The sequence below is a fragment of the Nocardioides sp. AN3 genome (assembly GCF_054653495.1).
Genome location: NZ_BAAIGC010000009.1, coordinates 31,330 through 50,611, shown reverse-complemented (window position 1 = coordinate 50,611; position 19,282 = coordinate 31,330). Strand labels below are relative to the sequence as shown.

General features: G+C 68.8%; 20 protein-coding genes. 13 read left to right on the top strand and 7 right to left on the bottom strand.

All coding sequences use genetic code 11. The features are described from left to right. Positions 1–42 precede the first annotated feature (42 nt). Complete coding sequence (locus ACYQ1K_RS12145; protein ID WP_459983250.1) at positions 43–516, top strand: MaoC family dehydratase; 474 nt, start codon at positions 43–45, stop codon at positions 514–516. A 29-nt stretch (positions 517–545) separates the two neighbouring features. On the opposite strand, the gene ACYQ1K_RS12140 is transcribed toward ACYQ1K_RS12145, so the two are convergent. Both ACYQ1K_RS12140 and ACYQ1K_RS12135 read right to left on the bottom strand, forming a co-directional pair. Then, positions 546–2,063: a class I adenylate-forming enzyme family protein gene (locus tag ACYQ1K_RS12140; protein ID WP_459983249.1), complete on the bottom strand. Its 1,518-nt coding sequence runs from the start codon at positions 2,061–2,063 to the stop codon at positions 546–548. 4 nt (positions 2,064–2,067) lie between these two features. Beyond that, positions 2,068–3,105, bottom strand: coding sequence for a sugar ABC transporter substrate-binding protein (locus ACYQ1K_RS12135; RefSeq protein ID WP_459983248.1), 1,038 nt, complete (start codon positions 3,103–3,105; stop codon positions 2,068–2,070). A gap of 331 nt (positions 3,106–3,436) precedes the next feature. Here ACYQ1K_RS12135 and ACYQ1K_RS12130 point away from each other — a divergent pair, with 331 nt between their 5' ends. The 6 genes from ACYQ1K_RS12130 (at position 3,437) to ACYQ1K_RS12105 (ending at position 11,504) form a co-directional block, all read left to right on the top strand. Further along, positions 3,437–4,471 (top strand): ABC transporter permease, encoded by a 1,035-nt coding sequence (locus ACYQ1K_RS12130; RefSeq protein WP_459983247.1) that lies wholly within the window; start codon positions 3,437–3,439, stop codon positions 4,469–4,471. Next, positions 4,468–6,012 (top strand): sugar ABC transporter ATP-binding protein, encoded by a 1,545-nt coding sequence (locus tag ACYQ1K_RS12125; protein WP_459983246.1) that lies wholly within the window; start codon positions 4,468–4,470, stop codon positions 6,010–6,012. Before ACYQ1K_RS12130 ends, ACYQ1K_RS12125 begins: the two co-directional genes overlap by 4 nt. A 373-nt stretch (positions 6,013–6,385) precedes the next feature. Next, the gene (gene tatA, locus ACYQ1K_RS12120) at positions 6,386–6,688 is read left to right on the top strand and encodes a twin-arginine translocase TatA/TatE family subunit (protein ID WP_459983245.1); all 303 of its coding nucleotides are present in this window, start codon (positions 6,386–6,388) and stop codon (positions 6,686–6,688) included. Between the two features lie 29 nt (positions 6,689–6,717). Continuing rightward, positions 6,718–7,560 carry a twin-arginine translocase subunit TatC gene (gene tatC / locus ACYQ1K_RS12115; protein WP_459983244.1) on the top strand — a complete coding sequence of 281 codons (843 nt, stop codon included), beginning with the start codon at positions 6,718–6,720 and terminating at the stop codon, positions 7,558–7,560. 17 nt (positions 7,561–7,577) lie between these two features. After that, positions 7,578–7,949 (top strand): sec-independent translocase, encoded by a 372-nt coding sequence (locus ACYQ1K_RS12110; RefSeq protein ID WP_459983243.1) that lies wholly within the window; start codon positions 7,578–7,580, stop codon positions 7,947–7,949. 72 nt (positions 7,950–8,021) lie between these two features. Continuing rightward, complete coding sequence (locus ACYQ1K_RS12105) at positions 8,022–11,504, top strand: multifunctional oxoglutarate decarboxylase/oxoglutarate dehydrogenase thiamine pyrophosphate-binding subunit/dihydrolipoyllysine-residue succinyltransferase subunit (RefSeq protein ID WP_459983242.1); 3,483 nt, start codon at positions 8,022–8,024, stop codon at positions 11,502–11,504. Between the two features lie 153 nt (positions 11,505–11,657). Here ACYQ1K_RS12105 and ACYQ1K_RS12100 read toward each other — a convergent pair whose 3' ends face one another. Beyond that, the gene (locus tag ACYQ1K_RS12100; protein WP_459983241.1) at positions 11,658–11,816 is read right to left on the bottom strand and encodes a 2Fe-2S iron-sulfur cluster-binding protein; all 159 of its coding nucleotides are present in this window, start codon (positions 11,814–11,816) and stop codon (positions 11,658–11,660) included. Positions 11,817–12,111: 295 nt separating this feature from the next. Next, positions 12,112–12,492 (bottom strand): hypothetical protein, encoded by a 381-nt coding sequence (locus ACYQ1K_RS12095; RefSeq protein ID WP_459983240.1) that lies wholly within the window; start codon positions 12,490–12,492, stop codon positions 12,112–12,114. A gap of 168 nt (positions 12,493–12,660) precedes the next feature. Between ACYQ1K_RS12095 and ACYQ1K_RS12090 the strand changes: the two genes are divergently transcribed. The 4 genes from ACYQ1K_RS12090 (at position 12,661) to ACYQ1K_RS12075 (ending at position 15,542) form a co-directional block, all read left to right on the top strand. After that, positions 12,661–13,332: a hypothetical protein gene (locus tag ACYQ1K_RS12090; RefSeq protein WP_459983239.1), complete on the top strand. Its 672-nt coding sequence runs from the start codon at positions 12,661–12,663 to the stop codon at positions 13,330–13,332. Positions 13,333–13,383: 51 nt separating this feature from the next. Further along, on the top strand, positions 13,384–14,145 hold the full coding sequence (locus tag ACYQ1K_RS12085) for a helix-turn-helix transcriptional regulator (RefSeq protein WP_459983238.1): 762 nt from the start codon (positions 13,384–13,386) through the stop codon (positions 14,143–14,145). Continuing rightward, a complete protein-coding gene (locus ACYQ1K_RS12080; RefSeq protein WP_459983237.1) occupies positions 14,142–14,990 on the top strand; it encodes a hypothetical protein in 849 nt (282 codons plus the stop codon). The genes ACYQ1K_RS12085 and ACYQ1K_RS12080 overlap by 4 nt, the downstream gene beginning before the upstream one ends. Before the next feature lie 219 nt (positions 14,991–15,209). Then, positions 15,210–15,542, top strand: coding sequence for a hypothetical protein (locus tag ACYQ1K_RS12075; protein WP_459983236.1), 333 nt, complete (start codon positions 15,210–15,212; stop codon positions 15,540–15,542). Between the two features lie 364 nt (positions 15,543–15,906). On the opposite strand, the gene ACYQ1K_RS12070 is transcribed toward ACYQ1K_RS12075, so the two are convergent. Further along, positions 15,907–16,473 (bottom strand): TetR/AcrR family transcriptional regulator, encoded by a 567-nt coding sequence (locus ACYQ1K_RS12070; RefSeq protein ID WP_459983235.1) that lies wholly within the window; start codon positions 16,471–16,473, stop codon positions 15,907–15,909. Positions 16,474–16,565: 92 nt separating this feature from the next. On the opposite strand from ACYQ1K_RS12070, the gene ACYQ1K_RS12065 reads away from it, so the two are divergent. Then, positions 16,566–17,576 (top strand): SLAC1 family transporter, encoded by a 1,011-nt coding sequence (locus ACYQ1K_RS12065; RefSeq protein ID WP_459983234.1) that lies wholly within the window; start codon positions 16,566–16,568, stop codon positions 17,574–17,576. 27 nt (positions 17,577–17,603) lie between these two features. Here the strand turns inward: ACYQ1K_RS12065 and ACYQ1K_RS12060 are convergent, their stop codons facing one another. Then, positions 17,604–18,251 (bottom strand): NUDIX hydrolase, encoded by a 648-nt coding sequence (locus ACYQ1K_RS12060; RefSeq protein ID WP_459983233.1) that lies wholly within the window; start codon positions 18,249–18,251, stop codon positions 17,604–17,606. A 244-nt stretch (positions 18,252–18,495) separates the two neighbouring features. Between ACYQ1K_RS12060 and ACYQ1K_RS12055 the strand changes: the two genes are divergently transcribed. After that, a complete protein-coding gene (locus ACYQ1K_RS12055; RefSeq protein ID WP_459983232.1) occupies positions 18,496–18,762 on the top strand; it encodes a hypothetical protein in 267 nt (88 codons plus the stop codon). A 4-nt stretch (positions 18,763–18,766) separates the two neighbouring features. On the opposite strand, the gene ACYQ1K_RS12050 is transcribed toward ACYQ1K_RS12055, so the two are convergent. After that, positions 18,767–19,234 carry a MaoC family dehydratase gene (locus ACYQ1K_RS12050; protein ID WP_459983231.1) on the bottom strand — a complete coding sequence of 156 codons (468 nt, stop codon included), beginning with the start codon at positions 19,232–19,234 and terminating at the stop codon, positions 18,767–18,769. Positions 19,235–19,282: the final 48 nt, after the last annotated feature.

The window sequence follows — 19,282 nt, the reverse complement described above, 5'->3', positions numbered from 1 at the left end:
AATTCAAGTTATTGTGAGAAGGAGCTCTTGAAAGGAGCAGTCATGTCTGGCACATCCCCCATCACGCCCGTCACCCGTCGCGATCTGGACGGCCTTCTCAACGTCGAGCTCGGTCCGACGCCGTGGCGCGAGGTCACGCAGACCGACGTCGACGCCTTCGCGGAGACCACCGGCGACCGCCAGTGGATCCATGTCGACGTGGAGCGCGCGGGAGCCAGTCCGCTCGGCGGAACCATCGCCCACGGACTGTTCACGCTGGCGCTCGGACCCGCACTCACCTATCAGCTCATCTCGTTCGACGGCTTTGCACACGTGTTGAACTACGGCTACGACACGGTGCGCTTCCCCTCGGCGCTCCCGGTCGGATCGCGCGTGCGGATGACGGCGACCGTGGTGGCGGTGGACGAGGGCGCACGCGGCATCCAGTTGCGGGTGCGGCAGCGGTTCGAGCGGCAGGGGCACGACAGGCCTGTGGCGGTCGCCGACTCCGTGACGCTGCTGGTGGAGGGGCGATAGCGGCGTCCGAGGCGGAGGGGCGGGTGTGGTCACGCCGAGTGGCTGCGCCCGCCGGCGCGGTCACCTGCGGCCCTGATGGCAGCAGGGTCGAGCGCTCGCTTCTGGATCTTCCCGGTGGATCCCTTCGGCAGAGCGTCGAGGGCGGCGTAGATGCGCGGCAGCTTGTAGGGCGCGAGTCTGAGGGACAGCCACTCACGCAGTTCGGCGCCGCTCGCCGTCTGCCCCTCTCGGAACGCCACCACGGCCGCCACCTCCTCACCCAGTCGGTCGTCGGGGACCCCGATCACCGCCGCCTCGCGAACGGCCGGGTGTTGGTACAGCAGCTCCTCGATCTCACGCGGGTAGACGTTGTAGCCGCCGCGGATGACCAACTCCTTGCTTCGGCCCACGATCCAGAGGTCCCCCTCCTCGTCCTGGCGGCCGAGATCGCCGGTGTGCAGCCATCCGTCGCGGAGGGTCTCGGCGGTGGCGTCGGGCCGGTTCCAGTAGCCGCGCATCACCACCGGGCCGCGGATCACCACCTCACCGGTCGCGCCGACAGGCATCGGCGAGCCGGACTCGTCGACGACCCGAACCTCGAGCCCGGGGAGCGAGCGACCGACGCTGCCCTCCTTCTTGAATGCCTGGGGTCGTGCCATCGTGCCTGCGCCAGTGCTCTCGCTCATGCCGTAGCCGTCCAGGACCGTGCAGCCAAACCGGTCCAACAGGCGTCGCGCGACCTCCGCTGGGAGAGCGGCCCCGCCCGAGATCGCAAGCCGCAGGTGCGGCGTCTCCCTTTGCGCGAGCCGGCGCGTCTGGAGCATGTCGTTCCACATCGTCGGCACGCCGTAGAGCACGGTCAGCTCGTGCTCCCCGGCAAGCCGGACGAGCCCATCACCACTGAACGGGTGCAGGAGTGAGAGTGTCGCCCCCTGCTGCAGGGCACACCCGAGCACCGCCACCTGCCCGAACACATGGAAAAGGGGGAGCGCGGTGCCCAGACGGGCATCGTCACCGAGATCGAGGAGCTCGACGAAAGCCGCTGCGCTGGCCGTGAGGTTCGCGTGGGTGAGCTCCGCGCCCTTCGGGCGACCGGTGGTGCCGGAGGTGTACAGCAGCACGGCGACGTCGTCGTCGGCTCGAGGCTCCGGCTCCGCCCGGACGGCAGCGGCGGCCAGCACGTCCGGGCGGAGGACCCATGCGGGCAACCCGCGGGCGAGCGCCGCTCGGCACGCCGCTTCGGCACCTTCGGGCCACACGACTGCCATCGAGCTGCCCGAGTCGTCGAGGAAGTACGACATCTCCGACTCGGTGCAGGCCGGGTTGACCGTGACGGCCGTGGCGCCGGCAGCGAGGATCCCGAAGTAGGCGACGACGAACTCAGGCGACGTCGGTGCGACCAGGAGCACACGGTCACCCGGCCTCACCCCTGACTTCCGGAGGCGGTCGGCGAAGGCGGCGGACGCCTCCGCCACGCTCCGGTAGCTCCACGTGCCTTCCGCGGTCCGCAAGGCGGGCCGGTCCCGGTGTCGTTGCGCCGACGCCCAGAGTGCTCGGGCGGTGTTCACTGCCTCAGCCTGTGTAGTACGGCGTCAGGCCGGTGCCCTCGGGGATGACCCCGGGCTTCGGAACGTTGTCGGACGTCACGAGCGGTGAGTCGACGAAGAGCTGAGGGTTCTTCGGCGGCTTTGCGCCACCGAGGATCTTCCCGATCTGGTCGAGGACGACGTTCGACACAGCCACCATGTCGTTGACGACGGTCGCGCCCTGGGGGCCACCCTTGCGGATCGAGTCCAGGTTGGGCTGCTCGCCGTCAAGCGACACGACGAAGATGTCGTCGCGCCCGGCTGCCTCCAACGCCGAGACCGCGGCGTACCCGCCCTCGTCCCACGGCACGAAGACCGCGCCCAGATGGCCGCCCTTCGGGAAGCGGGTGAGGATGTCCCCGGTCTTGTTCTGGACGTCGACGGCGGAGTTGTCGGCGTTGACCTCTTGGCGCGAGACGATGGGGATCTTGTAGAAGCCGGCCTGGGTCGTCACAGCGAGCTCTCGGGTTCTGAGGTTCGCCAGCGGCGTGTAGCCGAAGATCGCAATCCCACGACCCTTGCCCTCCACGAGAAGTCGCTGTGAGATGTAGGTGGCGACCTTGTTGCCGGCGATCCATTCGTTGGCGCCCACGTCGAAGGCCAGGCCCGGCGCGACACCGCAGTAGAAGCCTGCCACCGGGATCTTCTTGGTGCCGGCCGCCTGGAGCCCGTCGGCGATGTTGGCGGCCTCGGTGTTGGCGACGACGATCGCGTCGTAGCCCTGGTCGGTCCAGACGCGCATGGTGTCGTTGGTCTTGAGCAGATCGAAGGCGGTGTCGACGGCGTCGACCTTGAACTCGTGCTGTTTGGCCAAGCCCTCCATCACGCTCACCGCACGCGCGACGGTCGGACCCTTGAGGTTGATGCCGACGATGCCGACTTTCGCACCCTTGAGGGAGCTGAGATCGACAGCAGCCGCACCCGTGGCGGCGCCCGCCGCGGGCGCCGTAGTGGCTGGCTTCTCGGCGGCGCCGCCGCTCACGCTGCACGCGGCCAGCAGTGCTCCGGCTCCGGTGCCTGCCATGCTCCCGAGAACGAACCGACGGGAAATCGATTGAGTGGTCATTTCCTCTGCCTCATCGCGGAGTCGCCGCGGCCGAGTGAGACGGCCGCCGCGGGGTTGACGCACGGTGCTCCGAGGTGCCGCGCGTGGGGTCAGTCGGGACACTACGGCCGGGCAGCGGTGCCCTCCAGTGCACCAAGGTGGACACCCTCGACACCCTCCGACCAGGCAGCCGGCGTCTCGATCTGTCCACTTTGGTGGACTGGAACCGGCCCCGGCGGCGGCCTACTTTTTCGGTACGGCGGACGTGGTGACGCGCTCCCCTCACCCACGACTGACAAGGGAGTCATTGATGGAACGGACGGAACTCTCATCCGCGGCGGCTGCTGAGCCTGCGGCCATCCCTGCTTCCTCGCCGCCGGTCGACGGCCGTCGGCGCGACGCGTCCGGGCGCTGGCTCCTCCTGCTCGCGCGATACGGAACCCTCGTCGGCTTCGTCCTCATGCTGCTGATCTTCTCGATGGTCGCCGACTCGTTCTTGACCGTGAGCAACCTGGGCAACGTCTTGAAGGCCAGTGCGGCGCTGGGTGTGCTCGCGATCGGGCTGACGATCGTGTTGATCCTGGGCGACTTCGACCTCTCGATCGGATACACCGCCACAGCGGCCGGCATGCTCGCCGCCGGCACCGCGCAGTCCTTCGGAATGGCGGGCGGAACGGTCGCCGCCCTTCTCGTCGGTCTCGGCGTGGGCCTTGCCAACGGCCTGGTCGTGACCCGCCTGGGTGTGTCCGCGTTCATCACGACACTGGGCGCCGGTCAGATCATCGCCGGATGGCTCATCGCCTATCGAGGCGGCATCCAGATCTCCGCAGACCTTCCGCCCGACTTCACCACGCTTGGCCGTGGCAGCGTCGGCCCCGTGTACGTGCTGATCATCGTCTGGCTGGCGGTGTCACTCGGCGCATGGCTGCTGCTCGAGCGCACCACCGTTGGTCGCAGGATGTACGCCGTGGGCGGGAACCCCGTCGCTGCGCGGCTCTCCGGAATCAACAATGAGACCGCGCGCCTCCTCGCGTTCATCCTCAGCGGGCTGCTCGCCGGCCTCTGCGGCCTGATGGTCACCTCGAGCCTCGGCGTGGGGAACCCCACGTCCGCTCTGAGCTATCTGCTGCCCGCGTTCGCCGCGTGCTTCATCGGTGCGGCGACCCTGCGCGAGGGTCAGTTCCACATCGGTGGGACCGTCGTGGGTGTGCTCATGCTGAGCTTCTTGTCCAACGGGCTGGTCATCGCCGGCGTCGAGCGGGCTTGGACGATCGCCTCGCAGGGCATCGTGCTCGTCGCTGCCGTCACCATCAGCACCTTCGCTCGTCGAGTGGCCGCCCGATGAGCGCCGAGGCTGGGGTCCTCGCCGGGCAACCCTGGTTGCGGGTTCGCGGTCTGGCCAAGAGCTTCCAGGGCGTGCAGGCCTTGAGCGGCGTCGACTTCGAAGTCCGAGCAGGCGAGGTCCACGGACTCATCGGGCAGAACGGCGCAGGGAAGTCGACCCTGATCAAGATCCTGGCCGGCGCGTACCGGCCCGATGCCGGCTCGATCGAGATCGAGGGTCGCACCTCCACCTTCGCGAACGCAGCGCAGTCGACGGCTGCCGGCATCGCTGTCCTGCATCAGGATCCGCAGTTCGTCGCCGATCTGGCCGTCTACGAGAACGTCTACCTGGGCCTCAGGCCGCCGCTGCTCGGACCGTTCATCAACCGCCGGGAGATGCGGGCCCGATGCCGGGAAATCCTGCACAGGATCGGCATCGACATCGACGTCGACGCGCGAACTGCTGACCTGTCCGCACCGGAGAAGTCGATGGTCGCGCTCGCCCGCTGTCTGCTGCTCGGCGCACGATTGATCATCATGGACGAGCCGACCGCCTCGCTGGGCGCGCACGAGGTCGAGCAGGTCTACGCCACCGTCGAACGACTCAGAGGTGAGGGCATCGGGGTCGTGTACGTCTCCCACCGACTCGACGAGATCGCCGCTCTCTGCGACCGGGCGACGGTCCTCCGGGACGGCCGCATCGTCGGCGAGGCCTCGCAGGAAGACCTGCAGGACCGGCAGAAGCTGGTGCGACTGATTCTCGGTGTCGAGCCGTCGAACCTCGTGACCGCGAAGCACAACGAGCGCGGCGCCATCGCTCTCCAGGCAACCGGGCTCGGTTGGAAGAACAAGGTACGTGGCGTCGACCTCACGCTCCATCGAGGACAGGTGACGGGGATCGCCGGCTTCGTCGGCTCAGGGCGCTCGGAGCTCGTCCATCTCCTGTTCGGCGCGCTCCGTCCGGACAGCGGCCGGATCCTTCTCGGTGATCGTGCGTTCACGCCCTCCTCTCCCGGACGCGCCATCCGGCGCGGGATCGCGCTGGCGCCGGAGGACCGGCGCAAGCAGGCTTCGATCGGCGAATGGACGGTTCGCGAGAACCTCACGTTGGCATCGCTCGACAAGGTCTCCCGGTTCGGCTTCATCGACCGCCGCGAGGAGCGTCGGCGCTACGATGAGGATCGACGCCTGCTCGGCATCAAGGCCGCCAGCTGTGAGAGTCGGTTCAGCCATCTGTCGGGAGGCAACCAGCAGAAGGTGGTCATCGCCAAGTGGTTGGCGACCGACGCCGAGGTGTTCATCTTCGACGAGCCTACTCAAGGCGTCGACGTGGGTGCCCAAGAAGAGATCCATCGCGTTGTCCGCGACATCGCCGAGCGCGACCGTGCCGTCGTGTTCATCTCCAGCGACATCGCCGAGACGGTTCGGATCAGCGACCGGTTGCTGGTGATGCGTGAGGGCCGCATCGTCGCGGACGTCGACACCGCGGACACGACATTGGAGCAGGTCCTGTCGCTCTGCTTCGGCGGGGTCGCCGACCCTGTGAACGACATGGCGAAGTAGCGCTACCGGTCCGAGGACTCTGATGCGTGATCTACCGACCCCCGCTTCTCGGCGCAAGCGGCGCAAGACGACCGTCCAGGCACCTTCGGCAAGGCCGACCTATCTGGTCACGGCGCCGCACATCGCAGCGAGCCGGAAGGGCGACCTTCAGGTGAGGATGCCGGAAGGTGAGTGGCACGCACGCCAAGAGGGCAGTCTGCAGACGGTCTGCGGTCGGTCCGCCGTGACGTGGCGCCTCTTCTGGACGTTGCGCTTTGATCGCGCCGGCCCCCGTGCGTGTCGCGACTGCGCTCAGGCGCTGGTGAATCGGGCCGACTACCCGTCGGTGCTGCCCGCCTGGGACCACATCCATTGTTCGACGTGAGGTGATGTCATGTCTTCACTACTCCTCGGCGGCCTCGGCACGCCCGAGCTGATCTTGATCTTTCTCGTCGTGATGCTGCTGTTCGGGGCGTCGAAGCTGCCGGACCTGGCGCGTGGCAGCGGCCGTGCCCTGCGGATCTTCAAGGCCGAGACCAAGGGTCTGACCGACGACGACGTCGACGACGTCGAGGACCGTGGGACGACCCAGACGCCGCAGCGCGCCGCTGAGCTGGTGAGTCGGCGGGCTGAGCTGGATGCGAGGCAGGCTGTGCTCGATGCGGAGCGTGCGCGTCTGCGGCGCGAGCAGTCCTGACCGCGCCTGTGCACAGGTAGGAGCCGGTCATGTCATTCGTCGGGGTGCTCGGCCTGTATCGGGCGCGGCCGCATCACAGTGTCGGGGCCGATGGGCGGATGGCGCTCTCGGACCACCTGCGGGAGCTGCGCGCCCGGATCATCCGCTCGGTCACGGCTCTGGTCGTGGCGTTCGTCGTGGCGCTGTTCTTCTACGACCAGCTCCTCCAGCTCGTCGTCGAGCCCTACAGGGAAGCGGTGAAGATCCTCGGCGACAAGGTCAACGCCGAGATCGTCATGTCCGGGGTCAGCGCCCCGTTGATGCTCCAGCTGAAGCTGTGCGGCATCGCCGCCATCGTGGTCTCCAGCCCCTACTGGCTCTTCCAGATCTGGGGCTTCGTGGTCCCCGGGCTCACCGCGCGGGAGAAGAAGTGGACCCGCGTCTTCGCCCTCATCGCCGGACCGCTGTTCATCGCCGGGGTCGCGTTGGGCTACTACGTGCTGCCCAAGGGGGTCGAGGTGCTGCTCACCTTCACCCCCGCGGGGGTGAAGAACCTGCAGGACTTCGGTGAGTTCTTCACCTTCATGACCCGGATGATGCTGGTCTTCGGCATCGCGATGGAGATCCCCCTCTTCGTGGTCCTGCTCAACCTCGCCGGGGTGGTCTCGGGCAGGATGCTGGCCCGCTACCGGCCCTGGATCATCCTGGGCACCTTCGTCTTCGCTGCCGTCGCGACCCCCTCGACCGACCCGTTCTCGATGCTGATGCTCGCGGTCCCGATGACGGTCCTCTTCGGAATCGCCGAGGTCATCGCCCGCATCATCGACCGCCGCCGCGGCCGTCACCAGCACTCCACCGACCAGTGGCCCGACGACGAGACCTCCCCGATCTGAGAGGCGGAGGGATCGAGATGTTCGGAATCGGACTGCCCGAGCTGGCCGTGATCGCGCTGGTCGCGGTCTTCGTCTTCGGACCCGACCGGCTGCCCGACATGGCGAACCAGGCTGCTCGGCTCGTCCGCGCGGGCAAGAAGCTCGCCGACAGCGCCCGCGACCAACTACGAGACGAGCTGGGTCCGGAGTACGCCGACCTCGAGCTCCGCGACCTCGACCCCCGCGCCTTCATCCGGACCCAGATCGCCGAGGTACTCGCCGAAGCCGACGCTGAGCCGGCTGTGGAGGCGACGGACCCGCCAGGCGCCCGCAGGACCGGGCGCCCGTCGGTGACCCCAGTGCCGAAGAGCTCACCGCAGCGCTATCGCGGTGACCGAGGATCTGGCTGAGCGACGGCCAGGCGCTCTCGTGAAGCGTGAGTCGCCCCACACGTTATTGACTTTGAGGTACAAAAACCTAGCGTGGAAGAAAGGCGGAACCAGCAGACGGACAGGATGGGACGGGCGATGACCCTCGAGGCAACGCGACCGGATGAGGTGCAGAGGCCAGGGTCGGCGGGGGTCTCGGGCCGCGCGGAGGGCGCGAACGACGGCGCGCCGATGCTCCGGCCCATGCGAGGCGTGGCACGGACGATCGCCACCAACATGGACCTGAGCCTGAGGGTGCCGACCGCCACGAGCGTCCGTGCGGTGCCGGCGAAGCTCATGCGCGACAACCGGATCGTGATCAACAACCACCTGCGGCGCACCGTGGGCGGCAAGGTCACCTTCACCCACCTCATCGCGTGGGCGATCGTCCGTGCGCTGGACACCCACCCGGGCATGAACGCGCACTACCTCGACCAGGACGGCACGCCGACTCTCGTCACGCCAGGCCGGGTGAACCTGGGGCTCGCGATCGACGTCATGCGTGCCGACGGCACCCGGAGCTTGATCGTCCCGAGCATCAAGAACGCCCAGGACCTCGGGTTCCGGGAGTTCCTCGACGCCTACGACGGGATCGTCGCGAGAGCGGGACAGCACAAGATCACCGCCGCGGACCTCGGCGGCGCGACGATCTCGCTGACGAACCCGGGCGGCCTGGGGACCCAGCAGTCGGTGCCACGTCTGATGCCGGGACAGGGCGCGGTCATCGGCGCTGGTGCGATCGAGTTCCCGGCCGCGCACGCCGGCGCTTCGGTCCGCGCCCTCGCCGAGCTGGCCGTCGGACCGGTGGTGACGCTCACGAGCACCTACGACCACCGGGTGATCCAAGGTGCCGCCTCGGGTGCGTTCCTGGCCACGGTGCACGCGCTGCTGAACGGTGCGGACGACTTCTACGAGGACATCTTCACCTCCCTCGCCATCCCGTATGCGCCCATCCCGATGGCCACCGACATCGAGGTCGACGAGTCCCTCGAGGTCGGCAAGCAGTCACGGGTGCAGGCGCTCATCGAGGCGTTCCGTGCTCGGGGGCACCTGATGGCGGACACGAACCCGGTCGGCTACGAGCAGCGTTCCCACCCCGACCTCGAGCTCGTCGGACACGGGCTGACACTGTGGGATCTCGACCGGCTCTTCGTCACCGGCGACCTTGGCGGCGGCGCGCCGACTCGGCGGCCCCTGCGCGACATCCTCGGCATCCTGCGCGACGCCTACTGCCGCACCACCGGCGTCGAGTACATGCACATCGCCGACCCCGCCCAGCGCCGCTGGTTCCAGTCCCAGCTCGAGCGCCCCTACGACAAGCCGGGGCGGGCCGAGCAGCTGCGCATCCTCGACAAGCTCAACCAGGCCGAGGCGTTCGAGGTCTTCCTGCAGAGCAAGTACGTCGGCCAGACCCGTTTCAGCCTGGAGGGCGCCGAGTCGCTGATCGCGCTGCTCGATGAGCTCATGCGCCGGGCGGCGGGCGAGTCACTCGACGGCGCCACGATCGCGATGGCGCACCGCGGCCGTCTCAACGTGCTGACCAACATCGCCGGCAAGCGCTACTCGCAGCTGTTCCAGGAGTTCGACGGCACCGACGTGTTCGACGGCTCGGGTGACGTGAAGTACCACCTCGGCACGAGCGGCGTCTACCGCAGCGAGACCGGCGCGGAGCTGCCGGTCCACCTCGCCGCCAACCCCTCGCACCTCGAGGCGGTCGACGCCGTCTCGATGGGCATCACGCGGGCCAAGCAGGACCGCAACGGCGCGCGGCGGTATGCGACGCTGCCGATCATCCTCCACGGCGATGCCGCCATGGCCGGGCAGGGCGTCGTCGGCGAGACCATGCAGATGTCGAAGCTGCCCGCCTACGACCTCGGCGGCACGATCCGCGTCAACGTCAACAACCAGATCGGGTTCACCACGCTCCCGGACGACGGTCGTACGTCGACGTACGCGACCGACGTGGTCAAGTCGGTGCAGGCGCCAGTGCTGCACGTCAACGGCGACGATCCGGAGGCGGTCGTCCGCGCCGCCGAGCTGGCCTTCGAGTACCGCCAGACCTTCCACCGCGACATCGTCATCGACCTGCTCTGCTACCGGCGCCGCGGTCACAACGAGGCTGACGACCCGTCCATGACGCAGCCGCGGATGTATGGGCTGATCGACGCCAAGCCCGGCGTCCGCACGCAATACCTGACCTCGCTCCTCGGTCGGGGAGACGTCAGCCGGGAGGAGTACGAGTCCGCCCACCTGGCGTTCCGGGAACTGCTCGAGGAGGCCTTCGCCGAGGCGCAGAGCTCGGCACAGAGCTCGGCGCAGAGCTCGGTGCCGCCGGCGCGGCGCTCCGTCGTCGCCGAGACCGCGCACCCGGCGCGGCTCGCACCGGCGACCGCTGAGGACCTCGCCGACATCGGGACGCTGCTGACCACCCCGCCGGCGGGCTTCGGGGTCCACCCGCGCGTCGAGAGGATCCTCGGACGGCGTCGTCAGATGGCCACGGGTGGCGGCATCGACTGGGCCACCGCCGAGCTGCTCGCGCTTGGCACGCTGGCACGCCGGGGGATCCCGGTGCGGCTGACCGGGCAGGACAGCGGTCGCGGCACGTTCGCGCAGCGGCATGCGATGGTCTACGACCAGACAACGGGCGCACGGTGGCCCGCTCTCGGCGCCGTCGCGCCGGCCGGTGCCCGTGCCGCCGTCCACGACTCGCTGCTCAGTGAGTACGCGGCGATGGGCTACGAGTACGGCTACTCGGTCGAGAGCCCTGAGAGCCTCGTGCTCTGGGAGGCGCAGTTCGGGGACTTCGCCAACGGCGCGCAGGTCGTCGTCGACGAGTTCCTCTCCTCCGCTGAGCAGAAGTGGGGGCAGCGGAGCTCGCTGGTCCTGCTGCTGCCTCACGGGTATGAGGGCTCCGGCCCCGACCACTCCTCCGCGCGGATCGAGCGCTTCCTCCAGCTGTGCGCGGAGGACAACATGGTGGTCGCCCAGCCAACGACGCCCGCGTCGTACTTCCATCTGCTGCGCGAGCAGGCGACGCGGTCGCCGCGCAAGCCGCTCGTCGTCTTCACCCCGAAGTCGATGCTTCGGACTCGGGCCGCCACCAGCTCGGTCGAGGACCTGACCGTTGGGGGGTTCCGTCCGGTGCTGGACGACCCGACCGTCGGGGACCCGCGCCTGGTCCGACGCGTGATCCTCACGTCCGGGAAGGTGCATCACGACCTCCGCGCCCGCGTCGCGTCGCTGGGCCCGGAGGAGGCGGCGAGGTTCGCGCTGGTGCGCGTCGAGCAGCTCTACCCGGCACCCGTGGACGAGCTGCGCGGGGTCCTGGGCCGCTACCCGGGCGCCGAATGGACCTGGGTCCAGGAGGAGCCCCGCAACCAGGGGCCGTGGCCGTTCGTCGCGACGGACGTCGTGCCGCTGCTGGACAAGCCGGTGCGGGTGATCGCTCGGCCGGCAGGGGCGGCCCCCGCGACCGGGTCGACGAAGCAGCACGCGACCGAGAGCGCCGCCCTGCTGGAGCAGGCGCTCTCGCTTTGACCCGCCGGCCCGGCGGTGAGAGCCCGGGGGCGGTCCCGTCGGAGACGAGGCCGCCTCCGGTGCCGGACCGACGCCCGGGCCGACGCGCAGGTGGGGGCGGGGCGTGCTCGCGACCGCCCGGTGGCTGCCGCGACCTGCGGGCCGAAGGCGTGGTCAGGTCACAGGTCGAGCACCAGGTCGCTCGTGGGCCGAGCCACGCACAGCAACAGCTCGCCGTCCCCGGGAGGGGGTGTCGTACGACGCCTCGCCCGCGACGACTGCCGTCGCACAGGTGTGACAGACGCCTGTGCGGCACGACCACCGTGTCGGCACGTCGCAGTTCTCGGAGAGCTCGAGCAACGACGGGCATCGCTGGGGCCAGGAGGCTCGTGGCTTGACGGCTGTCGACGGAAATCTGCGAAACCGCAGGTCAGCGGCCTAGTCGCGGTCCGGGCCGGGTCGGCGAATGTCGCCCTTGGACACCGATTTCGGGGCTTCGTGCATCACTCTCGTGCATCACTTCGGCTCCATCACGGTGACCCAGTGGCAGCCGAACTTCTGTAACTCTGACCCCTAGGGCGCCACTGTGTCAGGAGCCGGTTGAGTAGTCAGACGGCGATCAATACATCTACTCAACTTCTCGCCCGCGTTCAAGTACTCCCTGGGCTTCGATCCGGCATCGAACGCAGATCTCTTCCAGGTCTGGCGTCTTGGCGTGGTCATGGGCGAACGGCCGGCGCGGCCCGGGCACATCGAGCAGCCACGCGATCGACTTCGTCCCAGAGGCCCTGAACGGGTGCGGGATCGCGCCCTCGTTTTGCCCTGCCCCATCTTCATGTTCAGTCATGCCGTAGCCGCACCAGCAGCAAGCGAGCCCACTCTCGTCCTGCGAGGCGCGGTAGACGAGTTCGGCATCAAGGACTCCGTCGACCGCGAGGTCGCGGAGCTCCTCCAGGCGCGCGATGAACGCGCCCAGTTTCGCGAGCGCACTCCGGTCATCGCCAGACATGCCATCAGTGTGCCCGTCGACGGCGACGTCCAGCACCCTGGTTTGTTGGTCATGTCGAGCCAACTAACACGTCGTTCGGGCGTGTTAGGAATCCGCGGAATCGTTAACACGTCGCGCGACCACGGCGTCGGGACGGCGTGCCGCTCGCGGTGCTGACAGGATGGACGTGTGGTCATCCGTCGTTCGTCGCCCGAGCCTCCGTGGGGCGGTCCCGAGATCAGGCACCAGCCCGGCATGGCCGACGACCTGATGCGTGAGCTGGCTCCCCTCCTTGCCGAGGACGGCATCGACTTCAACGACCCGAACTCGATCCCCGACATGGAGTCGCTGCAGCGTGCCCTCGACCGGGCAGTCGAGCGGAGGAACATGGAGCTCTTCACGCCGGTCGGCGAGTCAGGTGCGCTCGCGTTGACGACCCTGCGCCTGTTCGTGGAGGCCATCGCCGACGACCAGGCGGACCTCGCCGAGGCCATCCTTGCTACCGCCGTTCCGGAGTCTCCCGACGGGTCACAGGCGACGGTTGCCAGCACCATCGGCGTCGCTCTCAACCTGCTCGACACTATCCTCGGCAGCGGGTGTCCCGAGGCCCCGGCCGGCATCGGCGCTCGTGCAAAGCTCCCGAAGGGGCATTGGCACGGCGAGCGCGCCGCTCGCGACATCCTTGACCTCGCGCGCCGCGGCCGTGCGTTCCGTGCGCTCGACTCCCTCATGGCCAAGCAGGGCAGCCCGGCGGTGCAGTCTGGTGCGGCGCTGGCTCTGGCTGGCGCGATGCAGGCATGGGCGGACCTGGCAGGCGAGCCGGTCGACCAGGTCACCCCGACAGCGTTCCGCGCTGAATAGCTCCCACTGTCGTAATGTTGCAGATTTGCAACACTCGCTTAGACTGAAGACATGGACCTTGCGGAGCGCATCTCGACGCTGCGTCGCGTGAACGGGCTGAGTGCTCGTCAGCTCGCGGCGCTGGTCGACGTTGCCCCGACGACGGTCACGCGGATCGAGTCCGGCGCGGTGAGTCCGTCGTTCGACCTCGCACAGGAGATCCTGACGGTGCTGGGTGAGCCCATCGGCTTCACGGGCACCGCGGACGTCGGTGCGATCGCGACTGCGCGTCTCGCTCTCGACCCGGAGCTCGCCGTGCCCTCGACTCCAGGCGTCGAGTTGTGGCGCCAGCGCTGGGCTCGCATCGGACTTCTCGATGGCGACGGTCGTGCCATTCGCGGCAAGGAAGCAGACCTGCTGTTCCGCGCGGGACGTGCAGCACGCCTGACGCGGCGCGCCGGAGCGGTGGACTTCGCGGCGGGATCGGCGGCAGATCAGATCGCTGAGGCGCTTGGTGCAGCAGCGATCGACTACGCCCTCACCGGCGACGCTGGAGCCAACCGATACCGGTCGAGCGCGGGGGAGGCATGGCCGGTTCTCTACGTCGAGGACGTCGCTCGCGCGGCCGAAGCCGCCAGCCTCGCTCGCAAGAGGCCAGGCTCGTTCGGTATGCGGGTAACCCTCATCCCGTTCGACGGTGTGAGCGAAGTCGGTCGCGTCGACATCAACGGCACGACTGTCGTTGCTCGCGACCAGGTCGTCATCGACGCCTACGGTGGCATCGACCGCATGGTCGAGCAGGCCGACATCCTCATGGGGAGGCGCGTGGCGTGACGGACTTCGGGGAGCCGCGCACTGAGATCGAGTGGAGCCGCCGCGCGATCATCAACGTCGTCGAGGTTCTCCAGGTCCACGCGGAGTCGCTCACGTTAGTCGGCGCGCACGCCGTCCTGCTGCGGACGATGGACCTCGACGTGCCGCGTATGCCTACTGGAGATGGCGACCTTGGCGTGACGCCGGGTCTGGTTGGCGACGTGCCGAGCATCGAGGCGCTCCTTGCCGACGCGGGCTACGAGCACCGCACAACCGCGCGACCCGGCCTGTGGGGTCGTACGCCGTACGAGGAGGCTGACGGCACGCTGTCGTTCCGCGAGAAGGTCGACCTGCTCGCTCCCCACGGGCTATCCGGCACCGCCAGCCGCAGCAAGCGTGGAGTCCCGGCCCTACAACCCGTGCACGGCAAGCTCGCGGTGGGCAACGCGCTTGGCCTTGAGCTCGCCGCGTTCAATCGATCGCTGGTCACAATCAGCGACTTCGCCGATCCACGGTTGACAGCTGAGATCTATGTCGCGGAGATCCCCGCGCTCATCTTGGCCAAGGGATCGAAGATCGGCGAACGACTCCGAGAGCCGCGCAAGGGGCCGGTTCGCGACAAGGACCTTGGTGACCTCTGGCGGCTCATGGCAGTCGCGCACCCGAGTGAGACCTTCCGGGTGATCGAGGAGTTCATCGATCACCCCGAGGTCGGCGTCGACGTCCGCCAGAGCGTTGAGTGGACTGCGGAGGTGCTGCGTGACCTAGTGAGCGTCGAGCGGGCCAAGCTCTCGTTCGACACCTTTGTCGACCCCGCCGAGATCGAGCGCGCCTTTTCCGCGTGGCGGGACGCGCTCGCCGGGTGAGAGTCACGAGCCCGCGCGGGTCTTGCTGTCGGTCCACTACGTCAGGATGTCGGCACGGCTCAGAAGCGAATGAGGTCAACAGGTGAGTGACGAGGAAGAGACGGCCCTGCGGCGGGTTCGGTTCTGTGGCGTCCACGACCTGGGCCGCAGGCTGGTTCGTGCCGCGCGTCGCGGGAGATCGCGATGCAGTTCGACCGGTCCGGTGCCCCTACTGACACCATGGACGTCATCGAGCTGCACAACGTGCAGCAGTACCTCGAGAACGGCTTCCTTTCTCGCGACTACACGGACGCGGAACGTGCTGCGGCCATGTCGCGGATTGGCCCGATGCGGAGCACGTTGGCCAGGTACTTCTCGGCAGTTGACGATTCCAACTGCGCCTCGGTCATCACGGATGTCGACTTCGAGTTCCACGCCGACCTACTCGATCTCCTGGGCCGAAACAGAGCCTTCGAACGTTGCAGTGCGGCAGTCATGCTGCCCGCGCTCGATCAGACCGGGGTCCACCTGGGCGCAAATGCTCGCCTGCAAGAAGCTTGTGCTCGCCTATGACGCGGAGATCCGCGACCGTTTGATCGGATCTCCGGCGAACGCCGAACACATCATCCGCAGGCATCTGCAGCAGGATGCGGTCGGGTAGACGTACTTCCCTTGCAACAGGCTCGGAACCTGCCGGAAGCGAGCAGGGTCTGAGGTGCGTCGCCTCCGACATCTTCGGGGTCTCGGGCCGCGACATGCTGGCCGCGTTGATCGCCGGCGAGCGTGACCCCAAGAGGCTCGCGCAGTTCGCCCGTGGACGGATGCGCGGCAAGATCACCGATCTCGAAGAGGCCTTCACCGGCCGCTTCACGTCCTTCGGCAACCCGACGTTGACCGATACCAGCGTGGCCATCCGGGTCACCCCCTCACGTGCGCGTCACAGCGCATCGACGAAGCCGTCGACGATCGACGTGCCGGCGGCACCAGCGCCCGACTTCACCAGGACGCTGAGACCGACCACGAGGGCGAGGAGCTGGCGCCCCGCCACCTCGGGTGCTTCGCCGCCGGTCAGCTCGCCGGTCTCGCGGCCACGACGGATGACGTCCTCGAACCTCGAGGCGATCCCGCTGAAGAGCCGGTCGGCGATCCGGTCCACCTCGGGGTCGGTGGTGCCGAGCTCGGCGGTCGCGTTCACCATGACGCAGCCGCGCTGGTGCTCACCGAGCCCACTGAGCTCCACGGCTGCCTGCTTCAGGCAGGGTGCGACCGGGCCGGAACCGGCGAAGAGGTCGGTGAGGTAGTCGAGCCGCAGCTCCGTGTAGCGCTCGAGCGCTCGGAGGAAGAGCGCGTGCTTGCTCTCGAAGGTGTTGTACAGGCTGCCCTTGCCGATGCCCATCCCGCTGGCGAGCTGCTGGGGGGTGGTGCCGGCGTAGCCCTGGGCCCAGAACAGGTCCATGGCCCTCTCGACCGCGGCACCCGTCTCGAACTGCATCGGCCTGGCCACGCGCCAAGGCTAACCTGTGCGAGTATTAGACCTCAAGGTCAATAACAGTTGCTCGGACCGCCCCGCTCCTCCCTGATCCGGAAGGCATCGACATGCCCGCTCAGCCACCGTCCTCGTCTGCGGCCCGCCCGCGATCCCATGAGCGCGTTCCCCTCACCACGCTCGCGATCCCGTTGGGCCTGGCCGGTCTCGCACAGCTCTGGTCGCTCTCGACATCCGTCCTGGGAGCGCCGTACGGGCTCGCCCAGGCGTTCTGGAGCATCGCCGCCCTGGCGTGGGGGTGGACGGTCGTGGCTCACCTGCACCGGGGCAGTCGCACGGACCACCGACTCCGCGACCAGCTCACGCACCTGGCGCAAGGTCCCCTCGCCGCGCTGCTGCCGATCTCGGCGATGCTCCTCGGCGCCGGTCTGCACCACACCTGGCCCACCGCGGGAACAGTCATCGTCCTCCTGGCAATCGTGGCGGCGGCCGGGTTCGGTGCCTGGATGACGGCCTTCTGGATGAGGGGCGACCTGCCACTCGAGTCGGTCCACGGCGGCTACTACCTCCCGATCAGCGCTGCCGGGCTCGTCGGTGCCCTCTCTGCCGGACAGGCAGGGGTTCGATGGCTCGCCGTGGGCTGCTTCGCCGTCGGGTGCTTCTTCTGGCTGCTGACCACCGTCGTGCTGTTCCTGCGGCTCGCCCTCCGGCCGGCGATGCCCGCCGCGCTGGTGCCGACCCTCGCCATCATGATCGCGCCGCCCGCCGTGGCTGCGTCAGCATGGCTGACCATCTCGGCGGGCCGGCCCGGCCCGATCTTCCAGGGGCTCACGGGCATCACCGCCTTCCTGACCCTGGTGCAGGTGCCGCTCCTGACTCGCTACCGGGCGCTCGAGTTCACGCACGGCTTCTGGTCCTTCACGTTCCCCGCCGCCAGTGTCGCCGGGCTGGCGGTCACCTGGCTCAGGATCGTCCGGCCCGCGGGCTGGCCCGTGATGACGGTGGTCCTCCTGGCCGCTGTCACCGGTCTGGTGCTGGTGATCGCGCTCAGGTCCATCCGCGTGCTCCGTGCCGCCTCTCGCGGTGGGCGGCACGGTGCTCGCACTGCAGCACTGTCCTGAGCCGGACGTGTTCCGGTGGCCGCCTCGCTACGGCCGGGCGGCCAGACCCGCCACCAGTGCCCGCACGATGTCGGCGGTATAGCCCCAGAGCGTCCCGAACGGGAGCTCCGCCGCCGGACCGTGCCATCCGCGGGGGTGATGCAGGTCCTGCCAGGCGGAGAGCGCCGCGAGGGCGCCGAGGCTGACACGGTGAATCGCCGTGGTCTCGCTGCCGTCCGCGCGCAGAGCGGCCGCCCGTCGCTGGTGGGCCAGGACCGCCGTCACGTCGAACCCGGTCGCCACGATGTGCAGCCGCGGGAGGAGCGCCACCGGGTCGACATCAGTCCGGATGAGCCCGATCTCCTCGTCGGCCTCGCGCAGGGCGGTGTCGACCGTGCTCGTGTCGACGGGCTCGCGCCGTCCGCCCGGGAACGAGATCTCGCCCGGGTGGTGTCGCAGGTGTGCCGAGCGCTGCTGGAGGACGACGTACGGCCCGTCGGCCGGGTCCAGGCCGAGCAGGAGGAGGACGGCGGCCTGCCGCTCGCTGACGCCGTCCGCCGGAGGGTCGTGCTCGCTCAGGGTGCGGGCGTCGACAGCGTTGACATATCGGACGAGCGGCACGAGCCAGCCCGGGGCTGCGCCGGGGTCCACCGCGTCCGCGCCGGCCGCAAGCCACCGCTCGATCTCGTCCGTCATCGCGACGTCCGCCCTTCGCCGGTCACGTCGCCCTCACCGCCGAACGTGACGCTTGACACTCGTGAGCCTCGAGTCTAGTTTGTTCGAAATATCGATAACGGTTCGAGATAATGAACAACGCGGAGGGGAGACGAAGCAGATGGGGAGAAAGGGCACGACCTGGCAGACGATGTCGGGTCCCGGGGTCGCCGGCCATGGCGTCGCACAGCCAGCCCGATCGAAACGGGTCAGACGAGCGAGGGCGGTGGTCGCGGCCCCGCGCTGGTTCGCGACCTCGCCGTTCGGGCCCGACGGTCCGACCGAGACCGTCGACGATGTGGACCCGGCGCTGCTGCTGGTGCACGCCAAGCAGGTGGGCACCGATCGTGCCGCGTGCGACCGGAATGCGATGACGTGGCGCAAGCATTGGGAGCCGTTCGGGTCCATCGACCCCGAGCGGGTCTGCCCAGTCTGTCTGGACGTCGTCTCGTGGATGACCTTCGCGCCCGATCCGGGCCGGCCCGGCGCCTGAACGGTCAGGCCCGGACCTCGGGCGCGTGCAGGCGTAGCAGCGTCGTGGCCACGCACGCCGGCCGCGCGCTGCCCTCGATCTCCACGGAGGTCTCGAGGGTCAGCTGGAGGCCGTCAGCCGTCGGTACGACGGTTCGAAGATCGACGTGGGAGCGGATGCGGGAGCCGACGCGGACGGGCGCTGGGAAGCGGACCCGGTCGGCGCCGTAGTTGATGCGTGCCCCGGGGGTGTCGAACCGGTAGATCGTCGAGGCGAGCGCGGGCAGGACGCTGAGCGTCAGGTAGCCGTGAGCGATCGTGGCGCCGTACGGGCCGCCTGCCGCCTGCTCGGGGTCGGTGTGGATCCACTGGTGGTCCCCGGTCGCCTCAGCGAACGTGTCGATGCGCTCCTGAGTCATCTCGAGCCAGTCGCTGGTCCCGAGGTGGCTGTCGGACGCCTCGAGGACCTCCTCGACGGTGGTGAACGTGCGCATACGGCTCCCTTGTCAGGCGTGGTCAGTTATTCGATATACCGAACATAG